The sequence below is a fragment of the Phormidesmis sp. 146-12 genome (assembly GCF_052939495.1).
Window position 1 is genome coordinate 29,852 of record NZ_JBJPHS010000038.1, and the last position, 20,720, is coordinate 50,571.

Genomic DNA, 20,720 nt, shown 5'->3' on the forward strand with positions numbered 1-20,720 from the left:
GCAACAGGCCGTTTGAGCTATTTTAACGACTGAGTTAGGGGGATGTTCATTCGTTTAACTTACGATCGACCGCCTCAAACAGTTCCTCAAATCCCGATTCGGTGTGAATTTTGGCGGTCAGGGTGTTCATGTCTTTGAGCGTGTTGGTGAGGTCAGCGATCGTCATTCTGATTTTGGTGTAGAGGTCGATCGATTCTCGAAAGCCTTGCAAATATTCAGAACCCACACTTTTCATTGCTTCGTCTAGAGATTGTTTTTCTTGTTCCCAGTGTTGGAGATATTGGATGCGATCGAGAGGCTTGTAGATTTTGGCATCGTCGAGAACAATTGGAAAGATACGATTTTTGAATGACTGGTTTGCAGCGATTTCCACCAGTTCAAACATGCAGTTTTCGGACTTGAGATATTTTTGGCTGATCACGACGATTACACATTTTCCGCGACCGATGCGCTGCATAAATTGGGTGATGCTGCCTTTGAATTCTAGATCTCGTTTGTCGCGAACGATCGTGATCCCTTTTTGCTGGAAGGCGCGATCGACTTGATTGACAATTTCCTCACTTTCGCCGCCCCAGGCGTAGGAGATGAAGACTTCTTGGGTGGGTGCAATCTCGCGAGGCGTTTTGTAATCGATATCTCTGGGATCTCTGGAGAGTTTGGTGCGATCCATGATGTCGTCGATCAAACCGAGAACGTTCACCATGTCGAAGTTCTTCTGACACTGGATTTCGCGCTGCTGATTGTCGATAAATCGGCGTAGCGTTTCTAATGGATAAAAATAGAGATCTTGTTGATTTTTGCATCCCTTACAATTGCAGGGAATGAGTTTTTGGTATTTTAATCGTTTGTAAGTTGCGTGAATTTTATCGATTTCATAAGTGACGATATCCATTAATCGCTTTTTGTCTTTACCAATCACTCGAATCTTAATTTCGCGTTTGCCATAATTTTCGATGACTTCTGCTTTAGCGTTGTCTTGCTGAAGAATCACGCCACTGCGCCAGACATATTTCTGTTCGTCGAGCCATTGGTGCATTGATACGATGAACTGTGTGAGAATGCCTTTAGGCATAAATTCGTAGGTGTATCTCAGAATTAGATTGTTGGATTCATCCCAGTGATAGTCAGGCTGATTGACTGTGAGTAATTGCGGTGCAATATATTCGTTGCGGTTGGGAATCTGATAGCATAGCCGAAACTTGATCATAACTTGCAGCAGTTTGCCGCGCATGTGGGCGTAGGTGGGTTCGTGCCAGATGGCTGAGAGATCGGCGCGATCGAACCTCCCCAGTTTCCCCATCACAATCTCGCTATCCAGAACTTTGTAAACGGCATCAGTGCCCCACTTGGGTTTGAGAATGACGGTTTCGGTTAACAGATCGTCGTCTTGAAAGTGGAGACAGACCCCCAAATCATGCAGATAGCCACTGAGTTGTAGGGCATCTTCGCGCTTTTTGAAGCCGTTTTCTGTGCAAATTTTGAGATATTCGTCGAGGCTAATGTGGGCACGATCGTCTCTCTCCAGCGCCTCCCGAACTCTCACCCAGGTTTTGGGCAATGCGGTTCCGATGTGCGGTAAATGAGCGATCTGGTGTTTGATTTCTTTGAGAATGTCATCCAGACCTCGATTGGTCGCGAGATTGGTCGCTAAGGTTTTTTCGAGATTGGTAAACTGTCCTCGTAGAGCAGATTCGTTGATTTCGCGGTGTCGATCGTGCTTCTCGTTTTTGATGATCAGCAAAGGACTGTTTTCGCTGAGAAGTTCGACAATGTTGAGCCAATAATGGAAATCGGTGTCTTCTTTACGATCGTCGCTAACCAATAGATAGAGCGATCGTTTGGTAAGAAAAAATTGATGCGTTGAATGATAGATTTCTTGTCCGCCAAAGTCCCAAATATTGACGCGAAAATCTTTACCGTTCTCCATCGGAAAGCGCCATTGAATCACTTCAATTCCTTCAGTCGATGGCTCTCTAGAAACAAGCTGATAGTTAGAATTCTCAATCTTTTTAGCAAGAGATGTTTTTCCTGCTCCGCCTTCGCCAATGATTAGAAGTTTGGCTTCGTAGAGGCGATCGATTCCTTCTTCTTCCTGTTGCCGAAAATACTCTCTAATTGCCTCGAGTCCCAAATCTGCGATTTCTAGAGGTGGATACTCAAGAGGATTCTCAGCTAAATCTAGTTCTGTCAAATTTTGGAGTTGCGTGATTGTATTAGGGGCAACCGTAATTTTGTTCCCGTACAAATCTAACTCTACTAGGTTTTGAAGTTGAGAGATTACACCTGGGATCACCGTGATTTGATTGTAAGCTAAATACAGTTCTGTTAAGTTTTGAAGTTGAGTGATCGCATCCGGAATCACTGTGATCCGATTATTGAATAAATTAAGTCTTGCTAAATTTTTAAGTTGAGCAATCGTAGCCGGAACCACCGCGATTTCATTGTCTGATAAATCCAGTTTTATTAAGTTTTCAAGTTGGGTAATTGCATCAGGAATGACTGTGATTTTATGCCCGGATAGATTCAATACCTCTAATTGCTTTAATTCAAAAACTTCAACCGGAATCTGAGATAGCTTCTGACTTTCGTCATTCCAAACATCTGCTAAGTTTAATTCTTTAAGTTGTTCGTCCTTTGCTTCCTGGATCTTTTCCAGAATGCTATGAGGAGTCTCGTACTCTACAGGTTCCTGGCTAGTCATCTTGAGGAGGAGGGAGGGTGTAAATTTTGAGACGATCGCTCTCCCCAATTATCTCTGTAAATCTGAAGGGCGATCGCTGTGAGGAGGCGTTGTCACGATCGAAACTTTAGCTGCGTCTATCTTGCCCTTTGCTTCAGCAACAGCCGTAGCAATCACCTCATCGCTCACGCCATGCCGCCGCAAACTCTCAACCAAATTCGATAGCTCAGAATCTTGATCAAAACGCTCAAGATCCGCCCGTAAACCCTGCCCGATGTAAGCTCGAATCAGAGGTTCATAGCCAGAAAAGCCAAGCTGAGGTGCAATGCGCTGTAAATCTTCCACAACATCCTCTGGAACACTCAACTGAATCGTCATCATTGGGCGATCCTGTCTCAATCGCTGCTTCAAATCATTGATCTTCATAGCGAATTCTCTCTGAGTTAGTTGCCAACCGTGCAGAAATGAGCCGAATTATATCTTCTCGAAGGACATACACCACATAAAGCAAGCGCCAATCTACAGTGACTCCTATGACAGCTTCTCGCTCCTCACCATCAATGTAGCCAGCGTCTTCGACTTGTAGAAACGGATCAAAAAATGTTTCGCAAGCTGTCTCAAAATTAACCCTGTGTTTGATGAAGTTTGACGATGCTTTATTGCTGTCCCATTCAAATTGAATCTTGTGTAAAGTGTAACTGACGTTCATGATCTTGCCTTACCTGCGCCAGAGCATCTTCTCCCGCAATGGTTTGAACGCTTCCATTTCTGACTTCATCCCGTCGCCGCTTTGCCTCCAAAATCCACGCGGTTTGAATTGCCAAATCAGTGTCAAATTCTAAGCTTTCTACCAGCTTCTCAGCCAAAAGCGCTCTGGATGCACTGGGTAGAGATAAGAGTTCTTCGGTGAGTTCTTTGATCGACTTCATGACCCCACAACCTCCTGAATTTTACTTGTAGTCTAACGTGCGCTGTCAGACATACCTATTTATGACTTCATCATACAGACCAGCATGGCTAAGATCTGGTCGATCGGGGGCAACGAATACTCGGTCAAGTCAGCCGTGATCGTCTGTTCTTCTAGTTTGAGAAACCTCCAAAGTGTGCCGCTGGTGATACTTCCATAGATTGTTGGAACCCCGCGATTTTTGGCTGCATTAAAGCGTTGAGCCGCAACCATTTCTGCAATACATTGTCCGATTCCAATTTTCAAATCTCCTTTTTTCGCCTCCACAATCACTAACACAGGAGCCTCGATTAGCATTTGTTCAGACGATTGACTCAGCAAAAAATCACAGGTGCCACTCAGCCCAATTTCGGGTGCAACTGTGAAATCTTCTCCCGAAAAAACGCTCACCTGTCGATCGAGGATTCGCCTGACTTCCACCAAAACAGGGCTAATGATTAGCTCCGATCGTGCCTTTTCTGACCCTGTTGCAACTGCTAATGGCAAACTTTCCTGCATAAACTCGACCAGATATGAACTGGGAGCGATCGGGTCAACTTTTGGCAAAAACCGCCCACCTTCAATGAGAGTAAGATTGAGTTCTTCTTTGGCTTTTCTCAGGGTAAAATCGCTGTAAGCCATCGCAGTTGATTCAATAATTGAGTATTTCTATTATCGTTGATTGCTCTGTAACAAGTTCAAATCATCCGCTTGACGGCCGCAGCTAATCCGTGTATTCTCACAAATTAAGGTTACTTTTCTGAAGAGATTAAGTAGCCCTAAACCGACCCAAAGCCTATTCGCTGACGCTATCCGAGACTGTAACCAGCAATCCCGGACAGCTAACCTCCCAAACTGATTTACCCAGTCTGGCGGCTAACGGAGTATTTTACCACTCCTCAAGTTGCCCTGATTTGTAATGTGTGCGGGGCGATCAAGTCTTGGGTCTGGGCGATCGTTTCCAAAGCAATTTTGAGCGATCGCCCGATTCCCCATTTTTAGGAGTAATTGCAATGAACCCTGAATCACTGCTCGGTTACCCGAAGGGAACTGCTTCGCAACGGGCTGCTTTGATTTGCCCCAATCCCTACGACTACGACCCTGCCTGGGAGCGCGTTTTGATGTTGTTAATTAGTTCTCCCGACGGCTTGAGCGACACGATTCGCAACTTACACGCTAGGGGATTTGCAGAAGCGGCTACTTGGAGTCGTCCTTTACCGATTCCCAATTCGCAAGAGGTGATGAGTGTGTTGTCAAAGAGAAGGATGAGGGATGAGGGATGAATAGTTTTCTCATCTGTCTCCGATGAGAGTTCTAAAAGTCAAAGTCCCTCACTCGTGGGGGATTTAGGGGGCTGTCTAGATTAACAACCGCAGCGAAAGGTTTCATCAAATTCACATTGTTTTACGACGGGTGGGTCATCTCTTCGGGGCGCACAAAGCGATCGAACTCCTCACCCGTCAAAAACTCTAGTGCAATACAAGCTTCGCGCAACGTAGAATTCTCTTGATAGGCTTTTTTGGCGACTTGGGCCGCTTTGTCGTAGCCAATTTTGGGATTCAATGCAGTCACTAGCATTAATGAATCGTTGAGAAACTGAGCAATGCGATCGCGATTCGGTTCGATACCCACAATCATGTGATCGGTGAACGAAGAACAAGCATCACAAAGAATGCGAACAGAATGCAAAAGGTTATGAATTAAGACAGGCTTGAATACATTTAGCTCAAAATTTCCTTGACTGCCTGCGAATCCAATGGTGGCATCATTTCCTAACACTTGCACACACACCATCGTCATCGCTTCGCACTGTGTCGGATTCACCTTTCCCGGCATAATTGAGGAACCGGGTTCGTTCGCAGGGAGAATCAATTCGCCCAGTCCACAGCGCGGCCCAGACCCCATCCAGCGCAAGTCGTTGGCGATCTTCATCAAGGCACAGGCTAACGTTTTGAGTGCGCCACTGGTGGATACGATCGCATCATGTCCCGCTAAGACCGCAAACTTATTGGGGGCGCTAACAAAGGGTAAGTGGGTGAGTTTCGCGATTTCTGCTGCTGATCGCGCTGCAAACTCAGGATGAGTATTCAACCCAGTGCCGACGGCGGTGCCTCCGATCGCCAGTTCATACAGTTCAGGCAAGTTTGCTTCGATGCGTCGAATTGCTTGATTTAACTGCGCCACATATCCAGAAAATTCCTGCCCCAATGTCAACGGAACGGCATCCATTAAGTGAGTTCGCCCAATTTTAACGATGTCATCATACGCCTGTGATTTATCTAACAACGCATCTCGCAATTTGACGATCATCGGAATTAATCGCTGAGTGATCGTCTCCACTGCCGCAATATGCATCGCTGTGGGGAACGTATCGTTAGAAGATTGAGATATATTAACGTGATCATTGGGATGAATCGGTTTTTTACTACCCAGTTCACCACCAGCAAGCTCGATCGCTCGATTAGAAATCACCTCATTGGCGTTCATATTTGTCTGAGTGCCGCTGCCCGTCTGCCAAATGCTCAATGGAAAATGATCGTCCAATTTCCCTGCGATCACTTCGTCGGCTGCTTGCGCGATCAAATCGACCTGCTCTTGAGCCAGTTTGTCTAAATCATGATTCACGATCGCCGCCGCCTTTTTGAGAATGCCAAACGCCCGAATCAACTCCCTCGGCATGACATCCTGACCGATCGCAAAATACATCAAAGAACGCTGCGTCTGTGCTCCCCAATAGCGATCGTTTGGCACAGCGATCGACCCCATACTATCCGTCTCATTCCGAGTTCCACTTGCCATTCGATTCATTCCTCACCCCTAATTACACAACTAAGCACTAAATTTAAGCACTAGAGTTTAGAAAGATTATTTTCCTGGCTTTAAATTCTCTAAACCCTGAGTGACCTTAGCTGATTCAATACGATCGCCCTGTTGAATCTTATCAACCACGTCCATTCCCTTCGTGACGTAGCCAAAAACTGAATATTGTCCATCTAAGAAGCTGCTGAGATCAGAGAGTGCGAAGTAGAACTGTGAAGATGCCGAGTCAAGTACCGATGTCCGTGCTACTCCAACTGCCCCACGAGTATGCTTCAGCACAGGGCTTGCAGGCTGCTCAAGTGGCTTGTTATAAACGAGTTGACTTGCATTTTCAGGCTTAATTTCTAAAGGAATGTGTCGCTCTTGCGATGTTTTCGGATCAATAAAGCCCCCCGTTCCCAACTGCTCTAATGGAAACTTTGGATTTTTGCTCTGAGGATCACCCCCCTGAACCACAAAAGGCTGCGGCTCTCGAACCACCCTATGAAACGATAATCCGTTGTAGACACCTCGTTGAACCAGATCGACGAAATTCCCGGCTGCGATTGGGGAGTTGGCTCCATCCACTTCGATCGTAATCGGTGATCCGTTCACAACCATCACAACAGTTGCCTTACCTTCTAAGCGAGGAAGGTTCGGAAATTGTCGATTTTTGGCATCTTGTGGAGCGGTTGGTTTGCTAGAAGCTTGTGCCGCTTTTGAGGGTGAAGGGGTTGGCTGAGGCGGATTTTTCTGAGTGGTTAACAGGTTGAACGCCCCAACGACTCCCACAACTCCCACACCTACTAATGAAAAAACTTTCCATTGAGTCCATGACTGTTTTGTTGGACGTTGTACTGTCTGCTCATTTTGTCGCGGTTCTTCTACCTGTTGCTTTTGAGATTCCTCTACCTCTCGCTGATGTAATCTCTCTGCCTGCTGCTGAGACTCTGCCTGTTTTGTTTGGAGAATTTGAGACGCTTCCTGCTCCTGCTGTCTCTCCGATTCAAGGCGTGCAGATCTTTCAGCTTCCATCTGGTGTAATAATCTCTCAGCTTCTTGTTGCTGTCGTTCTTCCTCTTGCTGCCTAACTTGCTCCCTCTCCCGTTCTCGTTCTCGTTCTCGCTCTAATTTCTCAGCTTCCCGTTGTTGACGCTCATACTCTCTCTGTTTTGGTGCAAGGACTTGCTCTTCAATGGGTGAAACATCCTCATCTCTCAGCTTCAAAACTTGCTGTAAGCGTTTTAATCCATTGCGATCGCTTTCCCGAATTGGATAATGCTGTTCACCTGCCTCGGTCAAAACCTGCTCATAGCGCTGTAGGTTTTCCTGATGCTGGTCATAAGGTGCCAAAACTTCGGCTTCGACCACTCCTCCCTCCAAAGCAGACAAACCTAAGCTGATTTGCAATGCGTCTAAGTAGCTGCGATTAATTCTGGAAATTTCTCCGTCCTCTTCACGGGCAATCTCTTCTACCTGCTTGCGATATTTCAGCTTTGGATCACCAATGGGTGCTTTTGACAAGCGAATCCTGTAGCCCTCTTCAACAGGATAGAATTTTGGAGTCATGGCTGGAGCTGCTTCCTGCACTTTGCGACTCGCATAATCATGCAGTTCATCGACTGAAATCCAACCATCCTCATCCTGATCTGCCGCTCCCTTGCCAATTCCCTCTACCAAGTAACGGGTATAAACAGAAAGATCTACTCCTTCCTGCTCGAACGAGTATTGAGTAGACGTAGAAGAGGTCAGAATCGCCCGTCCCTTCCCGCCTAGCTGAGTTTTGAGATCGATCGTGCCGTCGTCTTTGAGGGTTAACCCTTGCGCGATCGCTCCACTAAAACAACAGTCTAGAATAATCACCTGTCGCTGCGAGCGACTCTCGTTCATGCTCTCATGCAGCGCACTTGCAGAAACGGCGGTCGGCTTGATTAGTCTGCCACGATCCTTGCTGGTTTCACGAGTGGCTAAGTAAAGCTTGCCGCTATCGTCCTTTACGCCGTGTCCGGAAAAGTAGAACAGCAGCAAATCATCTTTTTGACGATCGGCAAACAGCGTATAAATGGCTCGCTCCATCTGTTGACGTTGCGGATCAATTAGCACAGTGACATCTACTGCTGCAAACCCTCCCATCTCTGGTTGGATCAAAACTTGCCTCAGTGCCTCTACATCTCTGGAGGCGCAGGGCAAGGCGGCTAATCCCGGTTCATATTCACTGACCCCAATCAGTAGCCCAAATTTAGCCATATGCTTTTGTTACACTTTTTTCTGATCTTTCCCTGATAGCGACTAGTCAACCGTTGCTTTCATGCTTCGCGCTTGTCAACAACTATACGCCGATCGTCAATTTCCACCAGTTCAGCGTTCCGCCATCATTCGGAATTGCATCTACGATTTTTAACTGCCAGCGTCCCTGAGTCTGTTGTCCTAAAAACTTTCTCAGCGTTGACGTGGTTTGCATTGTGTAGATCGTTTGTAGTTTTGTTCTGCGTCCCAGCGTTCTCCCTTGTAGTGTGACTGACGTTCCCACAGGTGAGATTAGAGTGACCGAAATATCTCCCAAATACGTGTGATCAATGTCTACCGCAACCTGTATTTCTCGTAAAGCTGCCGTATCACCGACTTGAATCACACTCACAATTCCTTGAGCATTGTTATCAGGAATCACGACGCTGGTTGTATTTTGAAGCTGAAGCGATCGCGTCGAAGCCGTCAACATCGATCGTCTCTGAGTCGCAGCCTGCACCGCTTTTGCAGCATTCACCTTGCCATACCCAAACCAATCAGAACGTCCTCCCGCCTCATAAGTCCCTTTGCGTAACCCAAACTGCGGATCGGGGTCAGCATCGACAATTTTATCCGCCGTCTGCTGAAGGATTTGTCGCACTTCTTGAGCCGTCAGATCAGAATTTGCCGACAGCACCAGGGCTGCCACTCCAGCCACCAACGGACAAGCGCTCGAAGTCCCGCCAAAATCAGAGGTGAAATTGGTTTGATCGTAGCCGTCTGCGTTGGTGCGATCGGTCGTAAACACCCCCAATCCTCGCAGCGAACTTCTGACCTCTGGTGGCGTGTAGACATAGCCCAAATCAGGCAAGCCAACTCCCGGCGGCGCATTGTTGCTGGGCCCACAGATAGAAACATCTGGCCCCCAATTGCTGTAGGCTGCTTTCTTACCCAAACTGGTCGAAGCAGACACGGTAATCACATCAGGATGAACGGTAAATCCGCCTAACCATTTTGTATTTCCAGTGAGTGCATTGTTTTGCCAACCTGATTCATTGATCGTTCCGCTGGTTGGTCGGTTTGCATTCCCCGCAGCGAATAAGATTACGCATCCTTTCCCATTCCGTCCTTCGGTTGCAGCGCGTGTAATCGCAGCTCGTTGTCGCAGTGAAAGCGGGTAATAGACGGCGCTCGGCCCCCAGCTACAAGAAATGACCGATGCGCCTTTGGTGACCGCCCAATCAAACAGCGCCTCGATCGTTTCATCATCCAAAAAGCCTGTGGTTTTGATGGGCATTAGCGCACAACCGGGAGCCGCCCCCACTGTGCCAAATCCGTTTTCTTCGGCAACCGCAACCCCTGCACAAGAAGTCCCGTGATTTTCATCCGTTTCGTCAGGGAGCGGGAGGAAGGTGTCTTCCTTAAAGTTTCTGGGCGCGACGATTTTGCCGACTCCTTGAAAGTCAGGATGGTTTAGATCAACGCCATCGTCCATCACCGCGACGACGATCGAACGGCTTCCCCGCGTGGTTTCCCAGGCTTGTTCGGCAAACACATGAGAATTGGCGGCTAACTCCTGACCGCCTGTGTGGTTGAGATGCCATTGTTTGGGGTAGAGCGGATCTTTGGGACGATAGTGCGCCTGACTTTGCACAATCACATTCGGCTCTGCGGTGAGAACTTCTGTTTTGGCGATTAATCGATTGGCAATTTTGACCGGATTTTCGGTCGCGTTGGTGGTCAGTTGAAAGACAAACGTATTGGGAATTCCAGCGATCGCTTTCCCTTGTTGCAGTCCTAACTCGGTGGCGATCGCTGCAATCGTTTCGGCTTTTACAGAGGGCGCAAATTGAATTGTGATCTCATTCGTCAGGTAAATACGCGAACCGGGATTGTCTTTAATTTGATAAATATTGCTGGCATAATCGACCGCATCCGATCCGCGCACCTCTTTTAACACCTGATCTTTTTGAGTGGGATTGACGACAAACTCCGTCAACTGCGGCGGGCCGGCTTGGGCATCGATTTCAGCGGGAATGTTTTTGGCTAAATCTTCAACCTGTTGCTGAGATTTGGCCTGGACTGCAAAGCGATCGTTCACCTTTTCGATCACCAACTCTTCGCCCCCGCGCTGAAGAATCTTGCCCCGACTCTCTTCGGCAACACTGGCATTTGCGGGAGGTTCGATCGGTGGATTGGTCATAGCAGTCCCTTCCTTTAAGCGTCTGATGCCTGGTGACTACGCAGCCCAAACGACAGGCTACGGAACTAATCACCTTAAGTTTATCGGACTTGTGCCACAATGCTCGATCGCGCTCCCCTCTAAACTCTTCCAAAAATGGGAAACAATAGACCTCCTGCATGAATAGAATTTTCGATGTCACCTGCTGCTTAGGTCTTGCTCCGTTTGGGTCGGCTTGTGCCCCCTAAATCCCCCATTCTGGGGGACTTTGAAACCGCAAGTCTTGGCTCAAAGTCCCTCACTTGTGGGGGATTTGGGGGGCGTTTCCGGCTTCGCGCAGGAGGTCTAATAAGCATTCTAAATTGCTTGCGTTCTCTTGAATCAAGCAGCAGGTTTCCAGGTGCCGTGGAATCCGAGAGGAATCACTTCTGGCAATGCTAAACGACAGACGGGAGAATCATCCAGGCGATCGCTATCAAAGATCCAAACCTCACTGCGATCGCGATCTCCATCATAGACAATGGTGAGAATCCAGCCGCGATCGAGATCTTCAGAATCGGGGGCGTAAATTGGCTCCGTTGGATAGTGATTGTCTCCCAAATTGGCTTCGACTAACGCTCCCGTGGATTGATCGAAACGAGCGATCGCTCCAAACACTTCTTGCCTCAAATCTGCCCCCAACCGATGAATCGATAAGTAGGTGTATCGTGCAGGCTGACCGACTTCTTGAGGCTTGACAATGGGGAATTCGCAGGGACGATCGAGCAGTTCAGTGATCTCCAGCACTGTTGCAGAGTGTGGATTAATTCGGATTTGCCAGAGTGTTGGTTTTGCGATTGTTTGAATCTCACCTGTAGCAATCTCTTTTAGATACTGATTTGTATTAAAGTCAGCATACTTCACCACGCTCACAACAGCGTTTCCATCTGTATCCAAATAACCGTTGCCAAAGTGCCATTGATACCACGGGGCTGTTTCACCTTGACTGACGACTTTTAGCGTGTCGCGATCGACCACAAGGATCTGAGTTCCCCGCTCTGGCTGCCACGAAAACGCATCACTAAAGCTTTTTAATCGAGCCAGTACGGGCAGAGGATTTAGGCGAGTGGGCGGCACAAAAAAGATGAGATACTTCCCAGCCATCACAAAGTCATGCAGTAAAGGATATCCCTCTAAAGCGGTACTGCTTCTTTGTTTTAGCGTTCCGTTTGCGCTGATGCGATAGAGATTTAGGGTGGCTGTTTTGCCAAAACTCACGCCAAAATTGTAGATGTCTCCTGTTTGAGGGTCGCGTTTGGGATGGGCAGAAAACGGCAGCGATTTGGGCAAACCTCCCAGATCATCAAAGCCGCGAGTTTCCAGAGTTTCTAAATCCAGCCCATAGGGATGTCCACCTTCCCAGAGGGCGAGGAGGCGATCGGGCAGCGCCAACACAGACGTATTTCCAGCATTCTTAGTAGCCTTAAACCGATCCCAAATCGCCCCCGGCGGCATCATGCCATAGCCACCATAGATAAACCGTCCCGCCCGTTCTTCTTCCTGAAATTCTACACTCTGCACATAGCGATAAACGCCCGTCGCACCCGCCGCCCTAAAATGAACGCCCAACACCGCCCCATCGCCATCAAACCAATGTCCTACAGGCTGTCCGCCCCGCTCTAACCGCCCCGGCCCATTGCGATAAAGTGATCCTTGTAAGCCCGATGGAATGGCCCCAGACAAAATCGCCAAAGGAGTCGGCTCAAATCCGGTTGCCGTGTGTAAAATTGCCTTTGCCCAAGTCTTCTTAGTCAGGGAACTGGTCACGATCGTCTCCTAAATCAGTCTTCTAGTCTAGCGTGGGCCTTTGACGTTAAACTTTTGTCTCTCGTCCAACATCTAAGGTCTCTTGTCTAATGAAAAATTAATGGAATTTGTAGATTGCGCGATCGCCCTTGGTAGTAATTTAGGCGACTCTCAACTGATTTTAGACGCTGCGCTAGAAAGGCTCGATTGCAGCATGGGGATCAAAGTCGAAACGCGATCGCATTGGTATCAAACCAAAGCCGTCACCCTGCCAGACAGTCCCCCTCAGCCCGACTACCTTAACGGCTGCGCCCTGCTCAAAACTACGCTCACCCCCGATCAACTGCTACAAACCCTGCTCAGTATCGAAACTCAATTTGGACGCATCCGCCAAGAACAATGGGGGCCTCGGACACTTGACTTAGACCTGCTCCTGTTTAATGATGTAATCCTGAACACGGCTCATCTAAAAATCCCGCATCCCAGAATGTCCGATCGCGCCTTTGTGCTGGTTCCCTTAGCCGAAATTGCCCCCGACTGGATCGAACCCGTTTCTGGAAGAGCGATCGCCCAACTCGCCCAAATGTTAGACCCCTCTGACCTCAAAAAACTTACCTAACCCACTCTTTTTTCATCCCTCCTCCCTCCTCCCTCCTCCCTTCCTCTCCCCCTTAAACCCCTCACCCCCCTTACCACATGCCCCTGGGTTCAGAACCTCCTCAACTCCTGAAACAGCGCCTTTCCTATAAGGGTCGCAAGTTCAACTTTGAAGTGAATCGGCTCCGGTTACCCAATCGTGCAGAGGGTGACTGGGAATGTATTCGTCATCCGGGAGGCGCGCTTGCAGTGCCCATTACGCCTGACGGTAAGCTAGTTTTGACCCGGCAGTATCGCTTTACTGTACAGGGTCGTTTGTTAGAATTTCCAGCGGGAACCGTTGAGCCAGGAGAAGATCCGCTAGAGACGATCGAGCGCGAAATCCAGGAAGAAATCGGCTACAAAGCAAGCCAGTGGAAGAAGCTAGGCGAATTTTTTCTCGCACCTGGCTACTCAGATGAAGTGATCTACGCATTTTTGGCAACCGATTTAGAATTGCTAGAAAATCCACCCAACCAAGACGACGACGAAGACATTGAAACCGTTTTGATGACACTTCAAGAAGTCGAAAAAGCAATCCAGGAAGGCACAATCTCAGACGCAAAATCGATCTGTAGCTTGATGCTGGCCCGGCCCTTGTTGGAGGGGGTTTAGACGTTGGACTTTGGAGAAGGGTTGATAATTTTGATCTAGAGGATGCGAAACAGTCGAAAAATTAGGACTTGGCAGTAGTGGGATCTTCTAGATCCCCGCTTTACTGAGGCTACGGTGTACACATAGGTCGTTGATTGTCTCCGTTTCAGTCGGCTGCTGCCCCCTAAATCTCTGAGAAGCTTTAAACTCCTGAGAAGTTTTTGCCTTCTAGAAGCCTTTCTTTCTCAAAGTCCCCCATTTTGAGGGATTGGGGGGCAAAGCATCTCGGCGCTACACAGATCGATCGACTTGTGCACACGATCGCCTTGCTCAGGAATGAGAATTGAATAATATCGGATTTTGTAGGGTGTGTTGAGCCACGCAAGACGCACCGATTGCAACCGTTGGCGGTGCCTTTCTCTATCGCTCAACACACCCTACGCAATGGTCGGTTTTATTAAATCCACAATTATCACAATTATGAGGTGTTGGGGGAGGTCGAAGATCGGTTGTAATAACAAATTGATTTGGTTTGGTATGAGACTTTAAGAGGATTAATCAACCTCATCAAAAAGTCTAAGATCTAAAGTCCCAGTTCAAGGTTTAATGTCTTCTCTATGTCTGATCTAATCTTGTTTTGGCACCGTCGGGATCTGCGAACTTCTGACAATATTGGGTTGGCTACTGCGCGTCAACAGAGTACCAAAGTGGTAGGCGTTTTTTGTCTTGATCCCAGCCTGTTGATCGATGTTGCGCCTGCGCGAGTCACTTATCTGATCGGCAGTTTGCAGTCACTTCAACAACGGTATGCCGAAGCAGGCAGCCAACTTCTGATCTTGCAGGATGACCCTCGAAAAGGCTTGCCCCGACTAGCCAACACGCTCAACGCCAAAGCCGTCTTCTTTAACTATGATGTAGAGCCTTACGCCCGCGATCGCGATCGCACCGTCATTCAGTCCCTCAATCAGACCAGCATCGAAGTCAAAACATTTTGGGATCAACTCCTCCACTCGCCCGAAGACATCAAGTCGGGATCGGGAGAGCCTTACACTGTTTACAGTCCCTTTTGGCGAAACTGGAACAGCAAACCCAAAGCAGCCCCCGCCCCTGATCTCGCAAACGCAGAAGGTCTGACAGAGCCGGAAATCGAGGTTGCAAAACAAGCCGGAACGATCGCCCTTCCAAGCGCCAAGGATCTCGGTTTTGTGTGGGACAATCCACTGATGCTGCAACCCGGAGAACAGGCAGCTAAAGATCGACTAGAAGAATTTACGCGATCGGCGATTAATGAATATCAAGAACAGCGCAACTTTCCGGCTAATCCGGGGACTTCGATCCTGAGTGCTGCATTGAAGTTTGGGGTAATTGGGGTGCGATCGGTCTGGGCGGCAACGATCAACGCAATGGAGCAAAGCCGCAGTGATGAAACGCAAGCCAGCATTCAAACTTGGCGGCAAGAGATCGCTTGGAGAGAGTTTTATCAGGATGTCATGTATCACTTCCCAGAGTTGGCGGAGGGTGCCTATCGCAAGGTGCTAAAGACCTTTCCCTGGGAGAACAATGAGGATTATTTTCAGGCGTGGTGTGAGGGGATGACGGGGTATCCGATCGTCGATGCTGCGATGCGTCAAATGAATGAAACCGCCTGGATGCACAACCGTTGCCGAATGATCGTAGCCAGCTTTTTGACGAAGGATTTGCTGGTTGATTTTCGATTGGGTGAAAAGTACTTTATGGAAAGGCTCTACGATGGGGATCTGTCTGCCAATAATGGTGGCTGGCAATGGAGTGCATCCAGCGGCATGGATCCAAAACCATTGCGGATTTTTAACCCTGCGAGTCAAGCCAAGAAATTTGACCCTGATGCAGAATACATTCGCAAATGGTTACCAGAGCTTCGCAGTGTGGATACGAAAGATCTCATTTCTGGAACGATTTCGGAATACGATCGCAATCGCTGCAACTATCCCGCGCCGATCGTCGATCACAACCAACAACAACGCCACTTTAAACAACAATATCAACAGCAAAGAGAACTCACAGGCGACAAATCAGAAGTTAGCTAATCGTGTCGGGGTCAATGCCAAGCGATCGTAAGTATTCAGCCAGTTGATTTGAACGGTTAGCGGCTTGAGAAGCCTGTTCAGCCAGTTGTTCTGCTCGTTCTTGGGGAGTCGGCACTAGATTTCCGTCTGCGGTAAAGTAGCGAAGTTGGCGGTTTTCGATTCCTAAAAAGAGGTCTAACTCTTGGCTCCAAAGCCAATTATTCTGACCGGGTGCAATGGGTTGATACTGATGCCCCACTAACCGAAATCCGGCAAACTCCAAACTCTCTGGTGAAAACCAAAAGTATTCTGGAGTCCGAAAGCGATCTTGGTAAAGCGTCTTCTTGAGATTGCGATCGGTATCAGCAGTAGAAATAGACAACAACTCGATAATCAAGTTGGGATATTTGCCGTCTTCCTCCCAGGTGACCCAAGAGTTGCGCGGCACTTTGGCAGTTTGCTTGACCAGAAAGAAGTCTGGCCCGCGAAAGTCCCGGTTTCTCAACTGCTGACGACTGAAATAAATCGTGAGATTGGCACCGATAAAAAAGTCCGTACGATCGCGCCACAAAAACTCTAGACAAGCCACCAACAGAGCAAGCTGCGTATAGTGCAAAGAACTTTCCATCTCTGGCTCATCGCTCAACAGTTGAGTTGCGTCAGGCATCAGAGCCTCTAGTTGTTGCGCTGTCAGATTCATAAGACGTTTCCTGGCAACGGGTTGATTTCTAGGTTGACTTCTATTATCAACGATCGCGTCAAAACAATGTCGTTGCGGTCATGGCCAACAATTCAGAAAAGCGATCAATATTACAATTTTTCAAGTTTATCAACTGAGCGATCGACTTCGTTGATCATTACTGTTATCTGGATCAAGGGGAAACAACTATGTGGCACCGTTTGAGCATTGTCTTATTCGCTGGCTTAGTGAGCGTATTCTCAATTCTTTTACCGATGAAACCTGTGCAGGCGGCGACTTGTGAGTTGTCTGCGATCGTTTGGGAAGGCTACACCGATTCATCATTTACTAAAGAATTTGCGGAAAAAACAGGCTGCACGATCAAAGCCACTTATGCCGGGTCGAGCGATGAAATGTTTGCCAAATTTCGCACCGGAAAAGGACGCACCTATGATCTGATTTCGGCTTCGGGAGACATTACTCAACGGTTGTACAAAGCGGGTTTGGTGCAAGCGATCGACACAGCTAAATTGCAAAACTACAGCACTGTATTTGACTCATTTCAAGGTGGAAAGTGGAATACCTTTGACGGAAAACCTTATGGTGTAACCTTTGCCTGGGGGCCGAATGTTTTGCTTTACAACACTGAGAAAGTCAAGTCTGCACCTCAATCCTGGGATGTACTGTTTGATCCCAAGTATGCCGGAAAAATCTCACTGCCCGACAACCCGATGACGATCGCTGACGTTGCATTATGGTTGGGCAAAGACGATCCCTACAATCTCACCGACGCAGATCTGGCAGACGTGAAAGCAAAACTGTTGGAACTACGGCCCAATGTCCGCAAATTTTGGACAACGGCTGGCGAATTGGCAAACCTATTTCAATCGGGTGAAATTGTCCTAGCTCATGCCTGGCCGTTGACCTACACACAACTCAAATCTGAAGGGTTCCCGATCGCTTCTGTCACGCCCAAAGGCAAGCTCACCGGATGGACAGATTCGTGGATGATTTCCAAAAATTCTCGCAACTCAGACGCAGCTTATCAGTGGGTTGACTTCATCCTGAGCGAAGACGGCCAAAAAGGCGTAATGGATGTCACAGGCTATTCGGGTGCAACTGAATTAGGAGTCAAAGCCGTGGGCGCAAAACGAGCCAAAGAATTGTTTATGGATGACCTGTCTCTACACCAGCAAATTAAGATGTGGCAAAACGTCCCCAACTACGATCGCTGGGTACAAGTCTGGAATGAAATTCGCAGCTAAGGATTGTGAATCAAATAAGAATCAATTCGCGGCTATCAGACCGAAGTCCACCTCCGTGGACTAGCTGTTAGAATCACCTCGTTAGTGTGCGAAGATGCACTTTGTTCTTTTAGCATCTAAATGACAGCAATCAATAATCCATTACAAAAGCGTCGTCAATCTCAATCGTTAGGATTGTATGCAACGTTAATTCCGCCGTTACTTTGGATGTCACTGTTGTATTTCATTCCGATCGCACTCCTCATCTCTTACAGCATTTGGAGATTGGAGTCTTACGATGTGGTGAAAGAATTCAGTTTTGCAAACTTTCAGGCGATTTTTAGCAATCCTTCTTATCGATCGGTGATCATTCGTACCGTCTGGACTGCCTTGAGTGTCACCCTGATCGATATTGTAATCGCCCTGCCGTTGGGTTACTTTGTGGCGAAGTATAGCGATCGCTATCGAAGTCTGCTCACGATTCTGGTCATTCTACCCTTGTGGTCAAGCTATCTCGTCCGAGTCTTCGCCTGGAAAATTATCCTCGGCTACAACGGCATTCTCAATACGGCGCTGTTGTCGATCGGACTGCTCAAAGAACCCAGTCAACTTTTTCTATACAATCAGTTTTCGACGACTTTAACGTTTGTGCATGTTTGGTTACCCTTTATGATTTTGCCAATCATCACAGCATTTGAGCGGTTACCCAACGACCTTCTCGAAGCGTCTGCCGATCTGAATGCGCCTCCGTTCACTACTTTTCGTCGGGTGATTCTTCCGCTCGTTGCACCTGGGATTCTGGCAGGCTCCATTAATGTATTCTCTCTGACGATGGGAGATTTTATTACACCGAGTTTAGTTGGCAGCTCTAGCGGCATCCTGTTAGGAAACATTATTGCGTCTCAGTTTGGTGTCGCTTACAATTTTCCGTTGGGTGCAGCGTTTGCTTTGATTGTGATGTTGATTGTGTTTAGCGGATTGGCGATCGTTCTCAAACAAGGAGCGCTAGAAAATTGACTCTAACACCGAGAACTCAGCGCAGACCGTGGTTTTTGGGAATCTGGACAATATTGGTTTTTGCCTTTTTGTATCTGCCGATCGCTGTTCTGATTCTCATGAGTTTCAACGACTCCAAAATTCTGTCTCTGCCGTTTCGAGGATTCACGCTGGACTGGTACGATCGCGCTTACCATGACACGGCTCTCCAACTGGCGCTGATCAATTCTCTCAAAGTGGCAACAATGGCGACGGCGATCGCCACAACGTTAGGATTATTAGCTGCATTTGCAATTTATCGCTATCAATTTTTTGGTAAAAATGCCTTTCGGATTGCGATTAATTTACCGATTTTGCTGCCTGGAGTGGTGACTGGGGTAGCGATGCTGGCGTATCTTTCTGATTTGGGATTTGAACTTTCGCTCTGGACGGTGATTTTGGGTCATGCGGTGTTTGGTTTACCTGTCGCCCTTGGCTCGATTTTTACCCGCCTGAGTCAGTTTCCCCGCAGTCTCGAAGAAGCCGCTTACGATTTAGGCGCAAAGCCAGCACAGGTCTTTACTGGAGTCATTCTTCCTTATATTCGTAGCGCTTTGATCGCAGGTGCTTTATTAGCGTTCACGCTCTCATTTGATGAAGTGATCGTTACCATATTTCTGACCGGACGCGAAAACACGTTGCCAATGGAAATTTGGGGACGACTGCGAACGAATATCACGCCAGAAATTGCAGCGATCGCTACTCTGATTTTGCTGGCCAGTACAATGCTGGTGTTGATGAGTCAGAGGCTGGGAGGGATGAGGGATGAGGGATGAAACATGAAAGATAGTGTGGTTTATTTGGAGTCGGTGAGTAAGGTTTATCCGACGGCGAAGGGGGAGGTGTATGCGGTTCAGGATGTGACGATCGACGTGCGGGCGGGGGAGTTTTTTTCGCTGTTGGGGTCGAGTGGATCGGGCAAAACAACGACACTGCGCTTGATTGGGGGATTCGATATTCCTGAATATGGGCGCGTGTTTGTCGGGGGAGAAGAGGTGACGATGCGGCCGCCCTATCGCCGGGATGTTCACACGGTTTTTCAAAGCTATGCGCTCTTTCCGCATCTGACGGTGGCTGAGAATATTGCATATCCACTGACGATCGCCAACGTTTCTAAAAGTGACATTGCGCCTCGGATTCAAGAATCGCTGAAACGATTTCGGATTGACGAATTGGGCGATCGTCGTCCTGCTCAACTTTCGGGCGGTCAACAGCAGCGAGTTGCGCTGGCGCGTGCCCTGATCAGTCAGCCAAAAGTGCTTTTACTCGATGAGCCATTGTCTGCACTGGATGCCAAAATTCGGGAAGAGGTGCGCCAAGAACTGCGAGAATTGCAGCGTCAAACTAACCTCACATTCATCTACGTCACTCACGATCAGGAAGAAGCGCTGGCACTGTCCGATCGCATTGCCGTCATGCACAAGGGCCAAATTCAACAACTTGGTACACCCAAAGAAATCTACGATCGACCCAATTCTCTATTTGTCGCGCAGTTTATCGGCAAGGCTAGTTTTCTTCAAGGTCGCGTTCTCGAAGTCACGAATGACGATTGTCGTGTGAGTGTGAATGGGGCAACGATCGAGGCGATTTCGCCCAACAATTCCGTTCAAATCGGGGATAAAGTGACGCTGATGATTCGTCCAGAACGGCTGCAAGTCAATCATTTAGGTACAGCGGACAACCAGATAGCGGGCAAAATTCAGACGGTTACTTATATCGGTCAACTGCTGCAATCTCAGATGGAAACGGCGATCGGTTCACTCACGGTAACTCAACTCTGTAACGGGCGGGGCGACCAATCTGGACAAACCCTCTCCTGGAATGCTCAAGACTGCATTGTGATCAAAACCTAGCTTGACGTTGAATCTA

General features: G+C 48.1%; 18 protein-coding genes. 8 read left to right on the forward strand and 10 right to left on the reverse strand.

All coding sequences use genetic code 11. The features are described from left to right. Window positions 1–46 precede the first annotated feature (46 nt). Genes ACKFKF_RS17045 through ACKFKF_RS17065 form a run of 5 tightly spaced genes read right to left on the reverse strand, consistent with a single transcriptional unit; the run spans window position 47 to window position 4,268 of the window. On the reverse strand, window positions 47–2,701 hold the full coding sequence (locus ACKFKF_RS17045; RefSeq protein ID WP_446868775.1) for a COR domain-containing protein: 2,655 nt from the start codon (window positions 2,699–2,701) through the stop codon (window positions 47–49). A gap of 48 nt (window positions 2,702–2,749) precedes the next feature. Continuing rightward, window positions 2,750–3,106, reverse strand: coding sequence for a hypothetical protein (locus tag ACKFKF_RS17050; protein WP_446868776.1), 357 nt, complete (start codon window positions 3,104–3,106; stop codon window positions 2,750–2,752). Further along, a complete protein-coding gene (locus ACKFKF_RS17055; protein WP_446858139.1) occupies window positions 3,093–3,389 on the reverse strand; it encodes a BrnT family toxin in 297 nt (98 codons plus the stop codon). Before ACKFKF_RS17055 ends, ACKFKF_RS17050 begins: the two co-directional genes overlap by 14 nt. Then, window positions 3,352–3,609, reverse strand: a complete 258-nt coding sequence (locus ACKFKF_RS17060; protein ID WP_446868777.1) for an addiction module protein — start codon at window positions 3,607–3,609, stop codon at window positions 3,352–3,354. The genes ACKFKF_RS17055 and ACKFKF_RS17060 overlap by 38 nt, the downstream gene beginning before the upstream one ends. Window positions 3,610–3,668: 59 nt before the next feature. Further along, window positions 3,669–4,268: a hypothetical protein gene (locus tag ACKFKF_RS17065; RefSeq protein WP_446868779.1), complete on the reverse strand. Its 600-nt coding sequence runs from the start codon at window positions 4,266–4,268 to the stop codon at window positions 3,669–3,671. 371 nt (window positions 4,269–4,639) lie between these two features. On the opposite strand from ACKFKF_RS17065, the gene ACKFKF_RS17070 reads away from it, so the two are divergent. Continuing rightward, complete coding sequence (locus ACKFKF_RS17070; protein ID WP_446868780.1) at window positions 4,640–4,909, forward strand: hypothetical protein; 270 nt, start codon at window positions 4,640–4,642, stop codon at window positions 4,907–4,909. A gap of 121 nt (window positions 4,910–5,030) precedes the next feature. Here ACKFKF_RS17070 and fumC read toward each other — a convergent pair whose 3' ends face one another. From fumC to ACKFKF_RS17090, 4 genes are all read right to left on the reverse strand, one after another. Beyond that, a complete protein-coding gene (fumC, locus tag ACKFKF_RS17075; RefSeq protein ID WP_446868781.1) occupies window positions 5,031–6,425 on the reverse strand; it encodes a class II fumarate hydratase in 1,395 nt (464 codons plus the stop codon). Between the two features lie 66 nt (window positions 6,426–6,491). Further along, window positions 6,492–8,672, reverse strand: a complete 2,181-nt coding sequence (locus tag ACKFKF_RS17080; RefSeq protein ID WP_446868782.1) for a caspase, EACC1-associated type — start codon at window positions 8,670–8,672, stop codon at window positions 6,492–6,494. An 82-nt stretch (window positions 8,673–8,754) separates the two neighbouring features. Further along, the gene (locus ACKFKF_RS17085) at window positions 8,755–10,854 is read right to left on the reverse strand and encodes a S8 family serine peptidase (RefSeq protein ID WP_446868784.1); all 2,100 of its coding nucleotides are present in this window, start codon (window positions 10,852–10,854) and stop codon (window positions 8,755–8,757) included. A gap of 360 nt (window positions 10,855–11,214) precedes the next feature. After that, window positions 11,215–12,639 (reverse strand): carotenoid oxygenase family protein, encoded by a 1,425-nt coding sequence (locus ACKFKF_RS17090; protein ID WP_446868785.1) that lies wholly within the window; start codon window positions 12,637–12,639, stop codon window positions 11,215–11,217. A gap of 100 nt (window positions 12,640–12,739) precedes the next feature. On the opposite strand from ACKFKF_RS17090, the gene folK reads away from it, so the two are divergent. The 3 genes from folK to ACKFKF_RS17105 all read left to right on the forward strand — a co-directional run bounded on the left by folK (window position 12,740) and on the right by ACKFKF_RS17105 (window position 15,914). Continuing rightward, window positions 12,740–13,237, forward strand: coding sequence for a 2-amino-4-hydroxy-6-hydroxymethyldihydropteridine diphosphokinase (gene folK, locus ACKFKF_RS17095; RefSeq protein WP_446868786.1), 498 nt, complete (start codon window positions 12,740–12,742; stop codon window positions 13,235–13,237). Between the two features lie 77 nt (window positions 13,238–13,314). After that, window positions 13,315–13,869 (forward strand): NUDIX hydrolase, encoded by a 555-nt coding sequence (locus tag ACKFKF_RS17100; protein WP_446868788.1) that lies wholly within the window; start codon window positions 13,315–13,317, stop codon window positions 13,867–13,869. 596 nt (window positions 13,870–14,465) lie between these two features. Then, window positions 14,466–15,914 (forward strand): FAD-binding domain-containing protein, encoded by a 1,449-nt coding sequence (locus tag ACKFKF_RS17105; protein WP_446868789.1) that lies wholly within the window; start codon window positions 14,466–14,468, stop codon window positions 15,912–15,914. Here the strand turns inward: ACKFKF_RS17105 and ACKFKF_RS17110 are convergent. Beyond that, a complete protein-coding gene (locus ACKFKF_RS17110; RefSeq protein WP_446868790.1) occupies window positions 15,907–16,593 on the reverse strand; it encodes a Uma2 family endonuclease in 687 nt (228 codons plus the stop codon). The two genes, ACKFKF_RS17105 and ACKFKF_RS17110, sit on opposite strands and share 8 nt — an antisense overlap. Before the next feature lie 188 nt (window positions 16,594–16,781). Between ACKFKF_RS17110 and ACKFKF_RS17115 the strand changes: the two genes are divergently transcribed. The 4 genes from ACKFKF_RS17115 to ACKFKF_RS17130 all read left to right on the forward strand — a co-directional run bounded on the left by ACKFKF_RS17115 (window position 16,782) and on the right by ACKFKF_RS17130 (window position 20,704). Further along, window positions 16,782–17,837 (forward strand): ABC transporter substrate-binding protein, encoded by a 1,056-nt coding sequence (locus ACKFKF_RS17115; RefSeq protein ID WP_446868791.1) that lies wholly within the window; start codon window positions 16,782–16,784, stop codon window positions 17,835–17,837. A 120-nt stretch (window positions 17,838–17,957) separates the two neighbouring features. Continuing rightward, window positions 17,958–18,833: an ABC transporter permease gene (locus tag ACKFKF_RS17120; RefSeq protein ID WP_446868792.1), complete on the forward strand. Its 876-nt coding sequence runs from the start codon at window positions 17,958–17,960 to the stop codon at window positions 18,831–18,833. Continuing rightward, complete coding sequence (locus ACKFKF_RS17125) at window positions 18,830–19,627, forward strand: ABC transporter permease (RefSeq protein ID WP_446868793.1); 798 nt, start codon at window positions 18,830–18,832, stop codon at window positions 19,625–19,627. The genes ACKFKF_RS17120 and ACKFKF_RS17125 overlap by 4 nt, the downstream gene beginning before the upstream one ends. A 3-nt stretch (window positions 19,628–19,630) precedes the next feature. Next, complete coding sequence (locus ACKFKF_RS17130; RefSeq protein WP_446868794.1) at window positions 19,631–20,704, forward strand: ABC transporter ATP-binding protein; 1,074 nt, start codon at window positions 19,631–19,633, stop codon at window positions 20,702–20,704. The last annotated feature ends 16 nt before the right edge of the window (window positions 20,705–20,720 follow it).